Annotated in this window: 15 protein-coding genes and 1 pseudogene; 11 read left to right on the top strand and 5 right to left on the bottom strand. The window is 41.4% G+C overall.

Annotation, left to right across the window (positions count from 1 at the left end; all coding sequences use genetic code 11):
* Positions 1-6 precede the first annotated feature (6 nt).
* The 4 genes and pseudogenes from LZP46_RS14330 to LZP46_RS14315 all read left to right on the top strand — a co-directional run bounded on the left by LZP46_RS14330 (position 7) and on the right by LZP46_RS14315 (position 4,107).
* Positions 7-777 (top strand): transporter, encoded by a 771-nt coding sequence (locus LZP46_RS14330; RefSeq protein WP_236094187.1) that lies wholly within the window; start codon positions 7-9, stop codon positions 775-777.
* A 184-nt stretch (positions 778-961) separates the two neighbouring features.
* Positions 962-2,782: a protein-disulfide reductase DsbD gene (gene dsbD / locus LZP46_RS14325; protein ID WP_442863550.1), complete on the top strand. Its 1,821-nt coding sequence runs from the start codon at positions 962-964 to the stop codon at positions 2,780-2,782.
* A complete protein-coding gene (locus tag LZP46_RS14320) occupies positions 2,779-3,459 on the top strand; it encodes a glutathione S-transferase family protein (protein WP_236094186.1) in 681 nt (226 codons plus the stop codon). The genes dsbD and LZP46_RS14320 overlap by 4 nt, the downstream gene beginning before the upstream one ends.
* 166 nt (positions 3,460-3,625) lie before the next feature.
* A pseudogene (locus tag LZP46_RS14315) lies at positions 3,626-4,107 on the top strand (FMN-dependent NADH-azoreductase).
* Between the two features lie 106 nt (positions 4,108-4,213).
* On the opposite strand, the gene LZP46_RS14310 reads toward LZP46_RS14315, so the two are convergent.
* On the bottom strand, positions 4,214-5,125 hold the full coding sequence (locus LZP46_RS14310) for an alpha/beta hydrolase (protein WP_178318903.1): 912 nt from the start codon (positions 5,123-5,125) through the stop codon (positions 4,214-4,216).
* A gap of 154 nt (positions 5,126-5,279) precedes the next feature.
* Between LZP46_RS14310 and LZP46_RS14305 the strand changes: the two genes are divergently transcribed.
* Positions 5,280-5,717, top strand: coding sequence for a DUF2147 domain-containing protein (locus tag LZP46_RS14305; RefSeq protein WP_004974208.1), 438 nt, complete (start codon positions 5,280-5,282; stop codon positions 5,715-5,717).
* Positions 5,718-5,812: 95 nt separating this feature from the next.
* Here LZP46_RS14305 and LZP46_RS14300 read toward each other — a convergent pair whose 3' ends face one another.
* Together LZP46_RS14300 and LZP46_RS14295 are read right to left on the bottom strand one after the other, a co-directional pair.
* The gene (locus tag LZP46_RS14300; protein WP_070155844.1) at positions 5,813-6,160 is read right to left on the bottom strand and encodes a Spx/MgsR family RNA polymerase-binding regulatory protein; all 348 of its coding nucleotides are present in this window, start codon (positions 6,158-6,160) and stop codon (positions 5,813-5,815) included.
* Between the two features lie 852 nt (positions 6,161-7,012).
* Positions 7,013-7,831 (bottom strand): exodeoxyribonuclease III, encoded by an 819-nt coding sequence (locus LZP46_RS14295; RefSeq protein ID WP_019838101.1) that lies wholly within the window; start codon positions 7,829-7,831, stop codon positions 7,013-7,015.
* 39 nt (positions 7,832-7,870) lie between these two features.
* On the opposite strand from LZP46_RS14295, the gene pyrE reads away from it, so the two are divergent.
* From pyrE to LZP46_RS14280, 3 genes are read left to right on the top strand one after another with little or no spacing between them, the layout of a single operon-like run.
* Positions 7,871-8,521 carry an orotate phosphoribosyltransferase gene (gene pyrE / locus LZP46_RS14290; protein WP_070155850.1) on the top strand — a complete coding sequence of 217 codons (651 nt, stop codon included), beginning with the start codon at positions 7,871-7,873 and terminating at the stop codon, positions 8,519-8,521.
* Positions 8,522-8,576: 55 nt separating this feature from the next.
* Positions 8,577-9,029, top strand: a complete 453-nt coding sequence (locus LZP46_RS14285) for a hypothetical protein (RefSeq protein ID WP_178318902.1) — start codon at positions 8,577-8,579, stop codon at positions 9,027-9,029.
* Complete coding sequence (locus LZP46_RS14280) at positions 8,998-9,318, top strand: hypothetical protein (protein ID WP_236094185.1); 321 nt, start codon at positions 8,998-9,000, stop codon at positions 9,316-9,318. The genes LZP46_RS14285 and LZP46_RS14280 overlap by 32 nt, the downstream gene beginning before the upstream one ends.
* Here LZP46_RS14280 and LZP46_RS14275 read toward each other — a convergent pair.
* Positions 9,293-10,171, bottom strand: coding sequence for a viperin family antiviral radical SAM protein (locus LZP46_RS14275; protein ID WP_178318901.1), 879 nt, complete (start codon positions 10,169-10,171; stop codon positions 9,293-9,295). The genes LZP46_RS14280 and LZP46_RS14275 overlap by 26 nt on opposite strands.
* 85 nt (positions 10,172-10,256) lie before the next feature.
* Complete coding sequence (locus tag LZP46_RS14270) at positions 10,257-10,454, bottom strand: DUF3565 domain-containing protein (RefSeq protein ID WP_004974221.1); 198 nt, start codon at positions 10,452-10,454, stop codon at positions 10,257-10,259.
* A gap of 116 nt (positions 10,455-10,570) precedes the next feature.
* On the opposite strand from LZP46_RS14270, the gene gshB reads away from it, so the two are divergent.
* From gshB to murC, 3 genes are all read left to right on the top strand, one after another.
* Positions 10,571-11,515: a glutathione synthase gene (gene gshB / locus LZP46_RS14265; protein ID WP_236094184.1), complete on the top strand. Its 945-nt coding sequence runs from the start codon at positions 10,571-10,573 to the stop codon at positions 11,513-11,515.
* Positions 11,516-11,834: 319 nt separating this feature from the next.
* Positions 11,835-12,938: an undecaprenyldiphospho-muramoylpentapeptide beta-N-acetylglucosaminyltransferase gene (gene murG, locus LZP46_RS14260; RefSeq protein ID WP_236094182.1), complete on the top strand. Its 1,104-nt coding sequence runs from the start codon at positions 11,835-11,837 to the stop codon at positions 12,936-12,938.
* A 3-nt stretch (positions 12,939-12,941) separates the two neighbouring features.
* Entirely contained in the window at positions 12,942-14,390 is a 1,449-nt protein-coding gene (murC, locus tag LZP46_RS14255; RefSeq protein ID WP_070155860.1) for a UDP-N-acetylmuramate--L-alanine ligase, read from the top strand.
* The last annotated feature ends 2 nt before the right edge of the window (positions 14,391-14,392 follow it).

Raw genomic sequence — 14,392 nt, 5'->3', positions numbered from 1 at the left:
AATAATATGTCAGCATTAAAAACAGTTGGTTTGATCGTGGCGGCAGGCATCAGCATGCAGGTGAGCGCGGCAGATTTTGAATTTGATCGTCCTGGTGCAGGAATCAGTACGGGTATTACACCTGTAGGGAAATTGGCTTGGGAACAGGCTTTGCCAAGTGCAAGTTATCAGGAAAGCAACAATGTTTTGGGCGAAAAAGTTAAAACCACTCGCCTCAATGCTGACATGCTGTTACGTACAGGGTTGGCACAAGATTTAGAGTTGCAATTGGGCTGGCAAGGTCCTGCATGGAGCAAAAGCAAAACCGCAGGTCAATCGGCTGAAGAGGATGGTTTAGGCGATGTCAGCATTGGTTTGAAACAAGCCATTGACTTAAATGACGACAAACTTTCTATGGCTGTGTTGCTGCAAGCGTTAATTGCCACAGGCAATGATGGCTTTAGCGAAGAAGATGATATTTATAGCTTGGCTACGGCAGTCAACTATCAATACAGCGAGCTGTTAAAAACAGGCATCAACATGCGTTATGATGTGCAAAATAACGATTGGGCGATTACAGCGATTCCCAATATTCAATACCGTTTAAACGATCAATGGTCAGGTTTTTCAGAATTGGTCTATCGTAAAGCTGAAAGTCAGGATAATGAATATGGCTTAACTTCAGGTGTAATTTACGCACTGAATGACCGCACTCAACTGGATGCCAGTGTCGGTGTCGATTTAGACGGTGCAGATAAAAGTTACCGTGCAGGTTTAGGGATGGCGTTCCTATTCTAAGCAATCAAAACCATTTAAAGCTTTAAAATACGTTGTATGCTGCAGCAGGCCAAAGTTATTAAGTATTAAGCTTGCTGCAGATTCGTTTTAATCCTAATAAAGTTCATGGCGAGGCGAGCAGAACATGAAGCAGTCCTTATTTCAGACTTTTTGGCAAGCTGCTGTTGATCTCATGGCTGACATTATGCGCTATGTGAATAGGGGCTTATCTTGTCTGCTCGCAAGTCTATTTTTATTGTGTTCGTTAAGCCTACATGCAGAAGCGCCTTTACTTCCACCTGAACAAGCCTTTCAGTTTAGTGTTGAATCGGTCAATCCCCAGCAAGCCGAACTGCGTTGGAACATGCCTGAAAAGTATTATTTGTATCAGCATCAATTTAAGGTTGAGCATGGACAGCAAATACTGGCTTTAGAGTTGCCTCCCGCAGAAGATGTCTATGATGAAAACTATGGACACACTCAAGTTTATTATCGACAAGTCAGTTTTAAAATCCCCACGCAGGCTGCACAGCGCTATCAAGTGAGCTGGCAAGGTTGCGCGCAAGATCGACTTTGCTATCCACCACAGCGCATTGAATTTCAGACCGACAGCACGGGTTTGGTGATTTTAGACAATCAAAGTGCAGCACAAAAAAATCTGTGGGGCGGACACAGTAACCCACCCCAGAATGTGTTTTCCACAACACCTGCCAACTCCACGCTAGCATCTTCAACAAGTCCTGCGACAGCGCAACCCATCACTGCACAAGATCAAATGTGGTCAGAAAAATTGGCACAGAGTTCGTTTGCTTATGGCTTGCTGCTGTTTTTTGGTTTAGGGGTTTTATTGGCCTTTACCCCATGTTCCTTGCCGATGTTGCCGATTTTGACTTCCTTGTTGGTGCGTGAACATAAAGGTGTCAAAGCATGGACGATTGCACTGGTCTTTGTCTGTAGCATGGCAATGGTCTATGCCATATTGGGTTTAATTGCGTCATCCGCAGGTTTGAATTTTCAGCGTTGGTTACAACAACCTGCTACCTTAATTGCTTTTAGTTTGCTGTTTGTGCTATTTGCCTTAAATCTGTTTGGATTGTTTGAAATCAAGTTGCCGCGTGCTTGGGTCAATCGACTCGATCAGGCACAATCCATGCAAAAAGGCGGTAATTTGGCAGGTGCTGCACTCATGGGCATGTTGTCGGCACTTTTGGTTGGCCCATGTATGACTGCACCAATGGCAGGGGCGTTATTGTTTATTTCACAAACCCAAAGTCAGATGCAAGGGGCATTGCTGCTATTTACGCTCGGTTTTGGCATGGGCACGCCGTTATTGTTGGCCAGTGTGCTTGGTGCAAAAGCTTTGCCACGCGCAGGTTTGTGGATGCATCAAGTCAAAGTGCTGTTTGCTTTTATTATGTTGGCATTGGCATTGTATTTTATTCGTCCTTTATTGGGTGAAGCATGGATGCAATGGCTTAGTTTGGCACTTGGACTGAGCTTTGTTGGCTATGTGCTGCATCGTTTGAGTGGCTATCATGGTACGCTGCGGGCGATTTATCTGAGTGCGTTATTGGTGGTGGTGCCGTATCTGATTTATAGCCAATATCAACACAGTCAGCGTTTTTGGCAGCAGGAAAACGATGCCGTCTTAGAATGGCACCGAGCAACGACTGCAACAGAATTAAAACAGTTACTTGCCCAAGCTCCGAAAAATCAGCGCATGATTATAGATGTCTATGCCGATTGGTGTGTGGCGTGCCGTCCGATTGAGCAGCAGGTATTGACATCCTCCACCGTAAAACAGGCACTTGCAGAATTTTATTTAATTAAACTCGATTTAAGCCATTACGATGCCAGTCATCAAGCCTTGTTGAATCAATGGGAAATTTTAGGGCCACCTACCTTTTTATTTTTGGATCCACAACAACAAGAAATTCGCAGCCTACGTTTAACGGGTGCATTTAACGAAAGCACTTTGTTAAATCAACTGCAGCAACTTCAAACCACACAGGAATCATCGCCATGATGCAGCTGTACATTGCCAATAAAAATTATTCGAGCTGGTCGATGCGCCCGTGGTTGGTACTAAAGGCATTTGAGTTAGCCTTTGAAGAAATACAACTGAACTTTCCATGTGAACGTGGCGAGGGTGATTTTAAAAAACGTGTCCTAGAAATTAACCCCAATGGTAAAGTGCCTGCCTTATTAGATCGGGGTAGATTGGTTTGGGATTCTCTCGCCATTTGCGAATACTTGGCAGAGCAATATCCTGAACAGGCACTTTGGCCACGTGACGCACAGCAACGAGCTTGGGCGCGTAGCATTAGCGCAGAAATGCACAGCGGTTTTACCGATTTACGCAGTTTATGTGGCATGAATATTCGCGCCAATTTAGCAGAAGTGGGTGCAAAATTTTGGCAAGAACATTCGGCTTTAAGACTGGATGTGGCACGCATTGAACACATTTGGTCGGCACGTCCTGCAGCAGATAGTTTCTTGTGTGGTGAATTTAGTATTGCCGATGCGTTTTATGCTCCTGTAGTGACACGTTTTATGAGCTATGCTTTGCCTGTGAGTGCAGAAAGCCAACACTATATGCAGCGGGTCATGCAACATCCAGCCATGCAGGCTTGGGTGCAGGCAGCTTTACAAGAACCGATGTGGGTTAATTATTTAGAGCCTTATCAAAACCAAGCAAAATGACTTGGAAAAAGCAGGATTAGGAAAAATACTGCGGAAGTTTTTGTGCGGTAAAGTGGTCTTTTTTGTTCCAAAAATAAAACATAGTGTCTTAGTTTTTCTAATTATTTTATTTACGCTGCACGATTAAAATAGCGTTATTAAATGAATACAAGAGTGGAACATCCCCATGAAAATTTTACACATCGACTCGGGTATTTTGGGTAAAAACTCAGTTTCACGTCAGTGAAGCCAAGCGATTGTGCAACAATTGACTGCAAAAAATAGCAATGCGCAGATCGGTTATTTAGATTTAGCACAACAGTCAATTCCGCATTTAACTACCGAAATTTTAATGGGGCAGGATGCAGAACAAGCGACTTTAAGTTAAAAAATCATCCAGCAATATATTGATGCCGATGTCGTGGTGGTGGGTGCAGCCATGTATAACTTTGGTTTGACTTTAACCTTAAAAGCATGGATTGACCGCATTAGCGTGGCGGTGGGTATTGTTGATAACAACCTTGCCGACCTTCAGGAAGATTTCCTGAAAACCATTTTCAACTTTACCGGGTGAATGATGTAGAAATTATTCGCGCTGAAGGGGTGAGCATGTCGGAATTTAAAGACCAAGCCCTTGCCAATGCAATGCCAAAAAATCAGGCGATTTAACCCACTATTTCAATAAAAAAAGCTCAGTGCTTTAAGGGTACTGAGCTTTTTTAAAATAGATGGATCGGCTAAAAGGGTAGGTGAGCAAAGACTTATATGGTTGAACTTAACTTTGATCTTGTCGATGTGCAAACTCTGCCAAATCTGCGAATGCACGTTTGGCTTCTTCAAACCACGGTGAAAACATTTGAAAATTGTGCCACATACCCGTGTAGAGTTTGTAATGCACTTCTACGCCTGCCTGTTCGGCTTTTTCTTTAAAGCGTGTTGCATCGTCCAGCAAAATTTCTTTAGAACCAATTTGTACTAAAACGGGTGGCAATTCATGTAAGTCGTCAAATAATGGCGAAATTTGCGGGTCTGCCCGATCAAGTTCAGGTGGTACATAATAATCAATGCCTGTTTCCAGCGTTTCAATTGACAGCAGGGCATCATGCTTGCTGTTATAACGCAAGGATTCACTGGTGAGGGTTAAATCTAAAAATGGTGACAGCAGCATTAAGCCACTCACTTGCGGCAATTGCTCATCACGTATTTTTAAAGCTAGCGCCAACGCTAAATTTGCACCGCAAGAATCTCCTGACAAAATAATATCTTTGGCGTGTATACCTTGCGCCAACAGACTTTGATAGACATCAAACACGGCTTCCAAAGCATGTGGAAAAGGATGCTCAGGTGCAAGCGGATAATCGACATGAATCACTTGCATTTGGGTGCGTGCCGCAACTTGACTCAAAAATGCTCGATGGGTATTTAACGAACCCAGAAAAAAAGCCCCGCCATGAATATGAAAAATGAGCTGTGTTGCAGCATTCTGTGGTTTTAATTCTTCGGCATGCAGACCTGCTAAACGCAGCGCGCGTACCTGCACCGACTTTTGCATGGGAAATAAACGGCACATTTGTTCTAGTGCAAAACGTACAGAATTGGGGGGTAAATTAAATTGGCTTGGTTTGCGAATGGTGGTTTTTAAAAACTGCTCTGTAATAATTTGTTTCCACATGGGGTTAATCTTCATGATTTTTCCATCTTGTTCTTTATTTGATCGGATATTTGTGTATTTACCAACATACTTTACAAGGGTACACTAAACGGTCACATTCAAAAATTGCAAATTTGTTGTGACTTTTTAATAATAAAGTTGTCTGATAGTAGACTAGGGAAACAAAACAATGAAAAAAATTGCACTTGCATTCGGGCTGTTAGGTTTAAGCGCTTTGGCCAATGCTGCAGATCCGCTTAACGGCACAGTTTGGAAAACAATTGACGACAAAACCAAACAACCCAAAGCCACGGTAAGATTTACTGAGCAAAAAAATGGAACTTTAACCGCAAGCATTCAGTCAATTTTAACGCCTGGTGAAGAAAATGCCTGTACAAAATGTGAAGGTCCGTATCACAACAAATCACTCAAAGGTTTGACCATTGTTCGCGGTCTGAAAAACACAGGTGGCACGAGCTACGATGGTGGTTCAATCCTTGATCCTCAAACAGGTAAAACCTACAAGCTAAAAGGTAAACTTGCCGATGGTGGTAAGAAACTTGAATTGCGTGGTTTCATTGGTGTAGCGGCATTGGGTCGTAACCAAACATGGATTCGTGCAAACTAAGCATGTATTCCATCCTCTGCAATTGAAATGATATTGCACAGGATATAAAAAAACCTGCTCCTTGTGAGCAGGTTTTTTATTGGCATTTTTTGAACTTAACCCAAAGCACGATAAGCCGCTTCATCAAAACCTGCAATAAAGCCTGATTCAGTTTTTAAGACAGGACGTTTAATTAAACTGGTGTGAGTGCAAAGTGCTTCAATTAATTTGTCTTCACTTTCCAAAGCAGCTTGCTGTTCTGCCTCACTGAGTTTGCGCCAAGTGGTGCCTTTTTTATTCAGTACCACATCTTGTCCAAGTGCATCTAACCAACTTTTGACAGTGTCGGCATCAATCCCTTGCTTTTTATAATCATGAAACTCATAACTTAGCCCCAATTCATTGAGCAAATCGAAGGCTTTTTTCATTGAGTTGCAGTTTTTAATCCCATAAATTTTTAACATATTTTTTCACGTTAATATCATCAAATTGGCTATAGCCTAGCCCAAAATAACGCTAAGTGCTAGAAACCTGCAGTGAACAATGATTGGCTGTTTAAATGGTATGTGTCATCAATACGTCATATCGATGTCACCAAATTGACACTTGATCGCTCTAAAATGGGACGTATAAACAGAACAAAATAAAAAACTTGATAAGAACAGACTCAAGTGAAAATAAAAAATACAGTGAAGAACAACAGTAATAGCGCAAAATAGAAAATAAGAGGATAAAAAGAGAAAACCCGCATTTAATCATCCTGATTATGCGGGTCTCATTTTAACGTCCATTGTTACTTCCTTGAAACTAACTAAAACCAGTTAGTTTATTTTCCATCCTTCGGCTTCCAATCCTTTTGTGTCATCCTGACTGTCCCTTTGCCGTGATGCAATAATGCGCTGAATCGACTTGAAGATAAATACACAAAGTCGACAGATTATGTGCGAATTGAACCTCAGTTGAGTGAATAATTGTTCACTCGTGTAGGCTGTGAAATTTGTGTGAATAAGGGACTATTGACAATTCGTCTATGTTTGCGACGACGCATATTTTTAGCTGATATAAGGCATGGGACAGGAAATTTAGCCATTCTAAATGACTGGCACATAACGCAATAGCAGCAAAAAAATATGCTCGTCCTTCGCTGCGCCTTGCGCTGCAAACAAAGCAGTGCTTGTTTTTGCTCAGGCTGTGGCTAAAACTTTCTCAGATTGCGTTATGAAACTTGGCAATAGACCCACTATTCCCTGCGTTTCATGCCTGATCTGCTCAGTTTTAGCCTACAGCGCAAACCATTTATGAAATGTCAATAGACCCTAAATCTTATAATCAATAATCACAGGAGCATGGTCACTAAACCATTCGTCTTTATACACCCAAGCATTGACAGTACGTGCTTTCCAGTCGGGTGAACAGGCATGATAATCAATCCGCCAACCAACGTTTTTGGCACGTGCTTGCCCACGATTTGACCACCAAGAATACAGCTCTGCTTCATGGCGTACTTCACGGAAGGTATCGACATAGCCTAAGTCATTATAAATATGATCTAACCATGCACGTTCATGTGGTAAACAGCCTGAAGACTTTTGGTTACCCGACCAGTTTTTAATATCAATACGTTTATGTACGATGTTGTAGTCACCACAGACAATGATCGATTTATTCTCTTCACGCCACTGTTTTAGAATTTTTTGATACTCTTCTAAAAAGTGATCTTTGCGCATTTGCGCTTCTTCACCTGAAGAGCCAGAAGGCAAATACAGTGAACAGATGTAAATTGGGTGATCTAGTCCTACATCAAATTCAGCACTGATAAAACGACCCTGAGAATCGGCCAATTCAAAGCCTAAACCATTTTGCACAGAAACAAAGGGCAAACGGCTATAAATGGCTGTCCCTGCGTAACCTGCGCGTTCTGCAGGGAAAAGATGCGTGTGCCAGCCTTCGGGCTTAAATTTATCGGTCCATTGGGCGTGGGTGATGCGGCTTTCCTGCATGCAAATCACGTCTGCTTCAGACTTTTCTAACCATTCGAGTAAGCCTTTGCTTACCGATGAACGCAACCCATTGACGTTAATTGAAACCACTCGAAGAATTTTTTGATCACTCGGATAGCTACTCTTTGGTATCATGCTCGGGTCTTACCTCAATGTATTAATTTGGAGCACCTCATGACATCGCCAGCTCAATTTAACCCGCAAGCTTTTATCGAACTCGCCTTATCACGTGGTGTGCTTAAATTTGGTGAGTTTACTTTAAAATCGGGTCGTGTGAGTCCTTATTTTTTTAATGCAGGTTTGTTGAATGATGGAGAGGCTTTATCGCTATTGGCTTCGGGCTATGCAGATCAACTCATGCAATGCAAACACGTAGATGTTATTTTTGGGCCTGCTTATAAAGGTATTCCATTTGTAGCAGCTACAGCAGTGGCTTTATCACAAAATCATGGCGTTAGTGTGCCGTGGGGTTTTAACCGTAAAGAAGCCAAAGACCATGGTGAAGGTGGTGTGTTAGTGGGTGCTGCAGTTGAGGGCAAAAAAGTTTGGATTATTGATGATGTGATCACTGCGGGTACCGCTATTCGTGAAGTGGTGACCATTTTGAAAAATGCAGGTGCGCAAATTGCGGGTGTATTGGTCGCTTTAGACCGTCAAGAAAAAGGTCAGGGCGATTTGTCTGCCATTCAGGAAGTACAAAAAGAGTTGGAAATTCCTGTGCATGCTTTAATTACCATGAAAGATTTAATGAATTATTTGGATGCCAAAGGTGAAAAAGAGGCCTTGGCGAAAATGGAAGCGTACCGTGTGAAGTATGGTATCTAAATCATTATTTCTTATATAAAATAGGGTGTTTTATCACCCTTTTTTTATTTTTATTATGTCTGAATTAGAAAAGTATGCGTATATACGTTGCCCGAAATGTGGACGTGATAACAGGTTAATCATCGACTCTCGAAAAACAGGTCTTTACCAATGTGGCGGTTGTCAATCTCATTTAATGTTTTATGGTACAGAAAAACAGCATAAGTATAAAAATTGGATTTGGGCTACATTAATAGGGTTGCCAGTAGCTTTTATGGGATATAAAAGTTTGGTAGATAACAATTCATGGACGGATAAAAATATTCAAAAATTTGAAAAAGCATGTGAGGCTAGAGTATTCCAAACATCCAATTTAAGCTTGTTAGAAACAGAACAGTATTGTGAATGTGTGATAAATAAGCTTATTCAAATTGATTATGACAAAGTGGTGAAATCTACACAATATTATATGAATCGATCACAGGGGGAATGCCGAAGTGGTAGGCAGCAGTACAGAGGTTACCGATAAATTTAATACTCTTCTAGAGCAATGTTATAAAGGTAATTTAAGAGAATTTTGTTCTGAATTTGATGTGAAAAATCGAGGGGAAAGTTTTTACAAAAGAGTACAAAAAGCTAGACATCGCATGAGGAATCAGAGTATCAGTCAGGAAACAATTGATGAGTTTAAAAAATATATTGTATTTATGGAATTTAAGTTATTAGAACAAGAGAGTTCTTGGGATGAAAAAAAACTCTTATGGAGTTTAAGAGCTTCTTCTAATTTTTTAATTAAAAGATTTTTTTATAACGATTGACAAATTTTTGAGAATCAAATTTTATTTGCTTTAATGCAGTTTCTGCTGAAACTTGCCATAATGGAGAACTATATTTATACCCACTCGTGTAACCATTTTGAAAAAAACGTCCTAGTGGATCAATCATTAAATATGATTCAGTCATGTCATTATTATTCTCTGAACTGATAATAGACTTGAAGCTTGAGTGTTTTTCAATAAATTGATCAAACTCTTGCTCTGTGATATCTAATTTATTTGAATAAACAGGTAAAAGTTTAAAAATTTTCCATTTATTAGGTTGGATTTGAGAAATAAAGTAGCTTAAATCCTCAGATGCGTTGAGCTTATTGACGACAGTATTAATTTTTATTTCTATCATAGGGTTATACTTTTTAATTTTATTGATAGCTGTTAAAACTTGAGACGGATTAAAGGTATTTTGCTTAGATGTACGTCCAATAGCTAAATTGGTGTATTCATTTATAGAATCTACACTAATACCTAATGACGAAAAATTCTGAGCAATAAACTTCATATCAATTTCATTGAATAGACTGCCATTAGTAATCGCGGAAAGCCTGAAATTATACTTTTTTGATAAATTGATAATATTTTTCAATTGTTTCATATAAAGAAAAGTCTCGCCTCCGACTAAATTGAGACGTAATTGATCAAAATAAACGGTTTGACTTGATTTGTTTAATATATGTCTAATGTTTTCAATTTGCTCAATTAGAGTTTCAATTTTTATTTGAGAGTGCAAAACCTCTTTACTATCGCTATCCCATTTTGCGAAGCAATAATCACACTTGTAGTTGCATGCTTCTGTAATATGCCAGTTTACTACGAGTTCTTTAGTTAATTTTGGCATTTCAGTTTCCCCTTTAAATTGTTTTGGATGTAACAAATTTAATTGAGAAATATTATTGTATCGGAGACACTAAGGAGACAGTGATTTAGATTGGTGTCTCCTCCTCACACTTCTTACACTCGAGCATCACCCCCAACTTTTCCTTGCGCCCTTGCTCTGTGATTACCCACGGGCGGTTTTGCCACGGCGGATTATGCCGCACATGCTGCCCGTGACCGCAGGCCAAATCTGCGACCCAATCATTTTCTTCATCTAAATGAAAACCAATAATTGCTTGTTGCATCGCGTACTCCCAAGTGCATGATGATTGTGGATGAAGCGTTACGAAAATTGCAGCAACACCAAAGCCAAACTCCGCTATACTTTTGCTTATTCAATTCTTCAAAAGAGCACCGAAATATGCGCGTACTTGTGGTGATGGATCCCATTGAAAGTGTCAATCTCAAAAAAGATTCCACCATGGCAATGTTATGGGCTGCAAGCCGTCGTGGGCATACCTTGGGCTATGCATTACAGCAAGACTTATATATTGATCAGGGCAAGGCATTTGGTCTGATTGCATCGCTTAAAGTCTTTGAAGACTATAACCATTATTACGAATTGGGCGAAAAACGCAAAGAATCCTTAGCCGATTATGATGTCATTCTCATGCGTAAAGACCCGCCTTTTGACATGAATTTCGTTTATACCACGTATATTTTAGAGCAAGCTGAACGCGAAGGCGCATGGATCATCAACAAACCGCAAAGCCTGCGTGACTGTAATGAAAAGCTGTTTGCGACCCAATTCCCAGAACTACAAGTTCCGACATTGGTTACTTCACAACAAAGCCTGATTCGTGAATTTATTCAGCAACATGGCGATGTAATTGTTAAACCGCTCGATGGCATGGGCGGCATGGGTATTTTCCGTTTGTACCAAGACGGGGTCAATATTGGCTCAACCCTTGAAATTTTGACCAACAAAGGCACTCAGCCCATCATGGCGCAGCGTTATATTCCAGAAATTGTAGAGGGTGATAAACGCATCCTCATGATCAATGGCGAGCCTGTGCCGTATTGTTTGGCCCGTATTCCACAAAATGGCGAAGTGCGTGGCAACTTAGCTGCAGGTGGTTTGGGTGAAGCACGTCCATTGACTGAAAATGACAAAGTCATTGCCGCCAAAGTTGGACCATTTTTACGTGAAAAAGGCTTGATTTTTGTCGGGTTAGATGTGATTGGCAACTATGTCACTGAAATTAACGTGACCAGTCCAACGTGTATTCGTGAAATTGACGCACAGTTTGGCACATCTATTGCCGATGATTTATTTAAAGTACTTGAAGCAGGTCGTTCAAACTAAGTTTAGGCTTTATGTTCACTGTATCAATACAAAAGCCGTTTTCTATTTGAAAGCGGCTTTATTTTTAGACACGTGGAGACAAAAAACAACTTAAACACTTTGCAAAATAGATCAAGCAAAGCATCTAAAATTGAATAAAACTTAACATTTTCCGTAGATTAATAATAAAACTAGTTTAAACTTGAAAATCTGTAGAAAAAAACAATCAAGCACTTGGTGAAAAAAAGTAAATAACCTTTCAAGCCCATGCGTTTGTGATTACAATTGATAGCTTATACAAGATTTTTATTTGCCTTATTTTGAGTTGAAGAATTAAACCGTGACTGATGCACAGCAACAACAGCCTAAACATGTCATGATGATGGCCGCAGGTACAGGTGGACATGTTTTTCCCGCTTTAGCCGTCGCAAAACAATTACAGCAACAAGGGATTCAAGTGTCATGGTTGGCGACCCCAACGGGCATGGAAAATCGTCTGCTTAAAAATCACAATATCCCGATTTACCAAATTAATATTCAAGGTGTGCGTGGCAACGGTTTGATCCGTAAACTGGCTGCACCATTTAAAATTTTAGGTGCAACGCTCAGTGCTGTGCGTTACATGAAGCAATTAAAAGTTGATGCAGTTGCAGGTTTTGGTGGTTATGTAGCAGGACCAGGTGGCTTGGCAGCACGCGCTTTGGGTGTTCCTGTGCTGATTCATGAACAAAATGCAGTCGCGGGTTTTACCAACACTCAATTGTCACGTGTGGCAAAAACCGTGTGTCAGGCTTTCCCAAATACCTTTCCAAACAGTAACAAAATTGTCACCACAGGCAACCCTGTTCGTGAAGAAATCACTGCGACCTTAAGCCCTGCATGGCGCTATCAGGAACGTGAAAAAGCAGGCTTGCCAATTCGTATTTTAATTGTGGGTGGTTCGCTTGGTGCACAAGCCTTAAATGAATGTGTACCTGAAGCGTTAAAGCAACTGAATGTTGCTTTAGATGTCTATCATCAATGTGGGCAAAACCATGCCGATGCGACGCAGGCACGTTATGCACACAAGCCTGACCATTTACAGGTTGAGGTACAGCCTTTTATTGAAGATATGGCCAAAGCCTATAGTGATGCCGATTTAATCATTTGTCGTGCGGGCGCGCTCACGGTAACCGAGGTCGCGACTGCAGGTGTTGCAGCAGTATTTGTGCCACTGCCTAGTGCGGTGGATGATCACCAAACTGCCAATGCCAAATTTTTAGCCGATCTTGGTGCAGCAAAAATCTGTCCGCAAGCCAGTATGACCCCCGAAAGTTTAACAACATTATTAACCCCGTTAATGAATCGTCAATTGTTGTCTGAAATGGCGGTCAAAGCCCGTCAGCAGGCACAGCCAGATGCAACTCAGCACGTGGTTCGTCTTATTCAAGCATTGTTCGAGTAAAATATGTCTCCATCTACACCCGCTGATCAAGCGAAAAAATTAATCAAAGTGCCTGAAATGCGCCGTATCAAACACATTCATTTTGTGGGTATTGGTGGCGCGGGGATGTGTGGTATTGCCGAAGTCTTGAAAAACCAGGGCTATAAAGTATCGGGTTCAGACATCAAAGCTTCAAAAACCACAGCGCAATTAGAAGAAAACGGCATCAAGGTTTATATTGGGCATGCGGCAGATCATATTAAAGGCGCAAATGTGTTGGTGGTGTCTACTGCAATTGACCCAGAAAACCCAGAAATTAAAGCAGCAATTGACACCCGTATTCCTGTGGTGCGTCGTGCTGAAATGCTGGGCGAGTTGATGCGTTATCGTCATGGTATTGCAGTGGCGGGTACGCATGGTAAAACCACCACCACCAGTTTAATTACCTGTATGTTGGCCGAAGAAAATATGGATCCAACTTATGTGATTGGTGGCTTGCTAAACCGTACTGGTGTCAATGCAGCATTGGGTGCGAGCCGTTATATCGTGGCAGAAGCCGATGAATCTGATGCATCGTTTTTATTCCTAGAGCCCATGGCGGCTGTGGTGACCAATATTGATGCCGACCATATGGACACCTATGGTGGTAGTTTCGATATTTTAAAAGATACCTTCATTCAATTCTTGCACAAACTGCCATTCTATGGCTTAGCTGTCGTGTGTGGTGATGATGCCAATATCCGTGAAATTATGCCACGTATCGGGCGTCCTGTATTGACCTATGGTTTTAACGAAGACAACGATATTCGTGCCATTGATGTCGATCAAGACGGTATGCGCACACACTTTACCGTATTGCGTAAAGACCGCGAACCGTTACGCGTGACGGTGAATCAACCTGGTCTGCACAACGTATTAAATGCTTTGGCTGCAATTGGAATTGCCACCGATGAAGGTGTTTCTGATGGTGCAATTTGCCGTGCTTTAGAAGGCTTTAGCGGTGTTGGTCGTCGTTTCCAAGTACAAGGTGAGTTTGCGGTAGCAGACGGCAATGTGAAATTGGTAGATGACTACGGACATCACCCGAAAGAAGTGGAAGCCACTATTAAAGCTGCGCGTCAAAGTCATCCTGATCGCCGTTTGGTGATGTTGTTCCAACCACACCGTTTTAGTCGTACTCGTGACTGTTTTGATGACTTTGTTGAGGTGTTGTCACAAGTCGATCAATTGCTATTGCTCGATGTTTATCCTGCGGGCGAAAAACCAATTGTTGGTGCAGATAGTCGTACTTTAGCGCGCAGTATTCGTTTGCGTGGTCAGGTTGAGCCAATTTTGGTCGATCCAAACGATGGCAACTTACCGAATATTGTGAAACAAGTGTTACAGGCTAATGACTTGTTATTGACCCAAGGTGCAGGTAATGTGGGGGCGATTTCAATCGAACTTGCACAAAACCATTTGTATTTAAAATAATC

The organism is Acinetobacter sp. SCLZS86 (assembly GCF_021560715.1).
Lineage (GTDB): Bacteria > Pseudomonadota > Gammaproteobacteria > Pseudomonadales > Moraxellaceae > Acinetobacter > Acinetobacter towneri_A.
The sequence above is the reverse complement of the archived record's forward strand: the minus strand, read 5'-3'. Positions and strand labels throughout refer to the sequence as shown.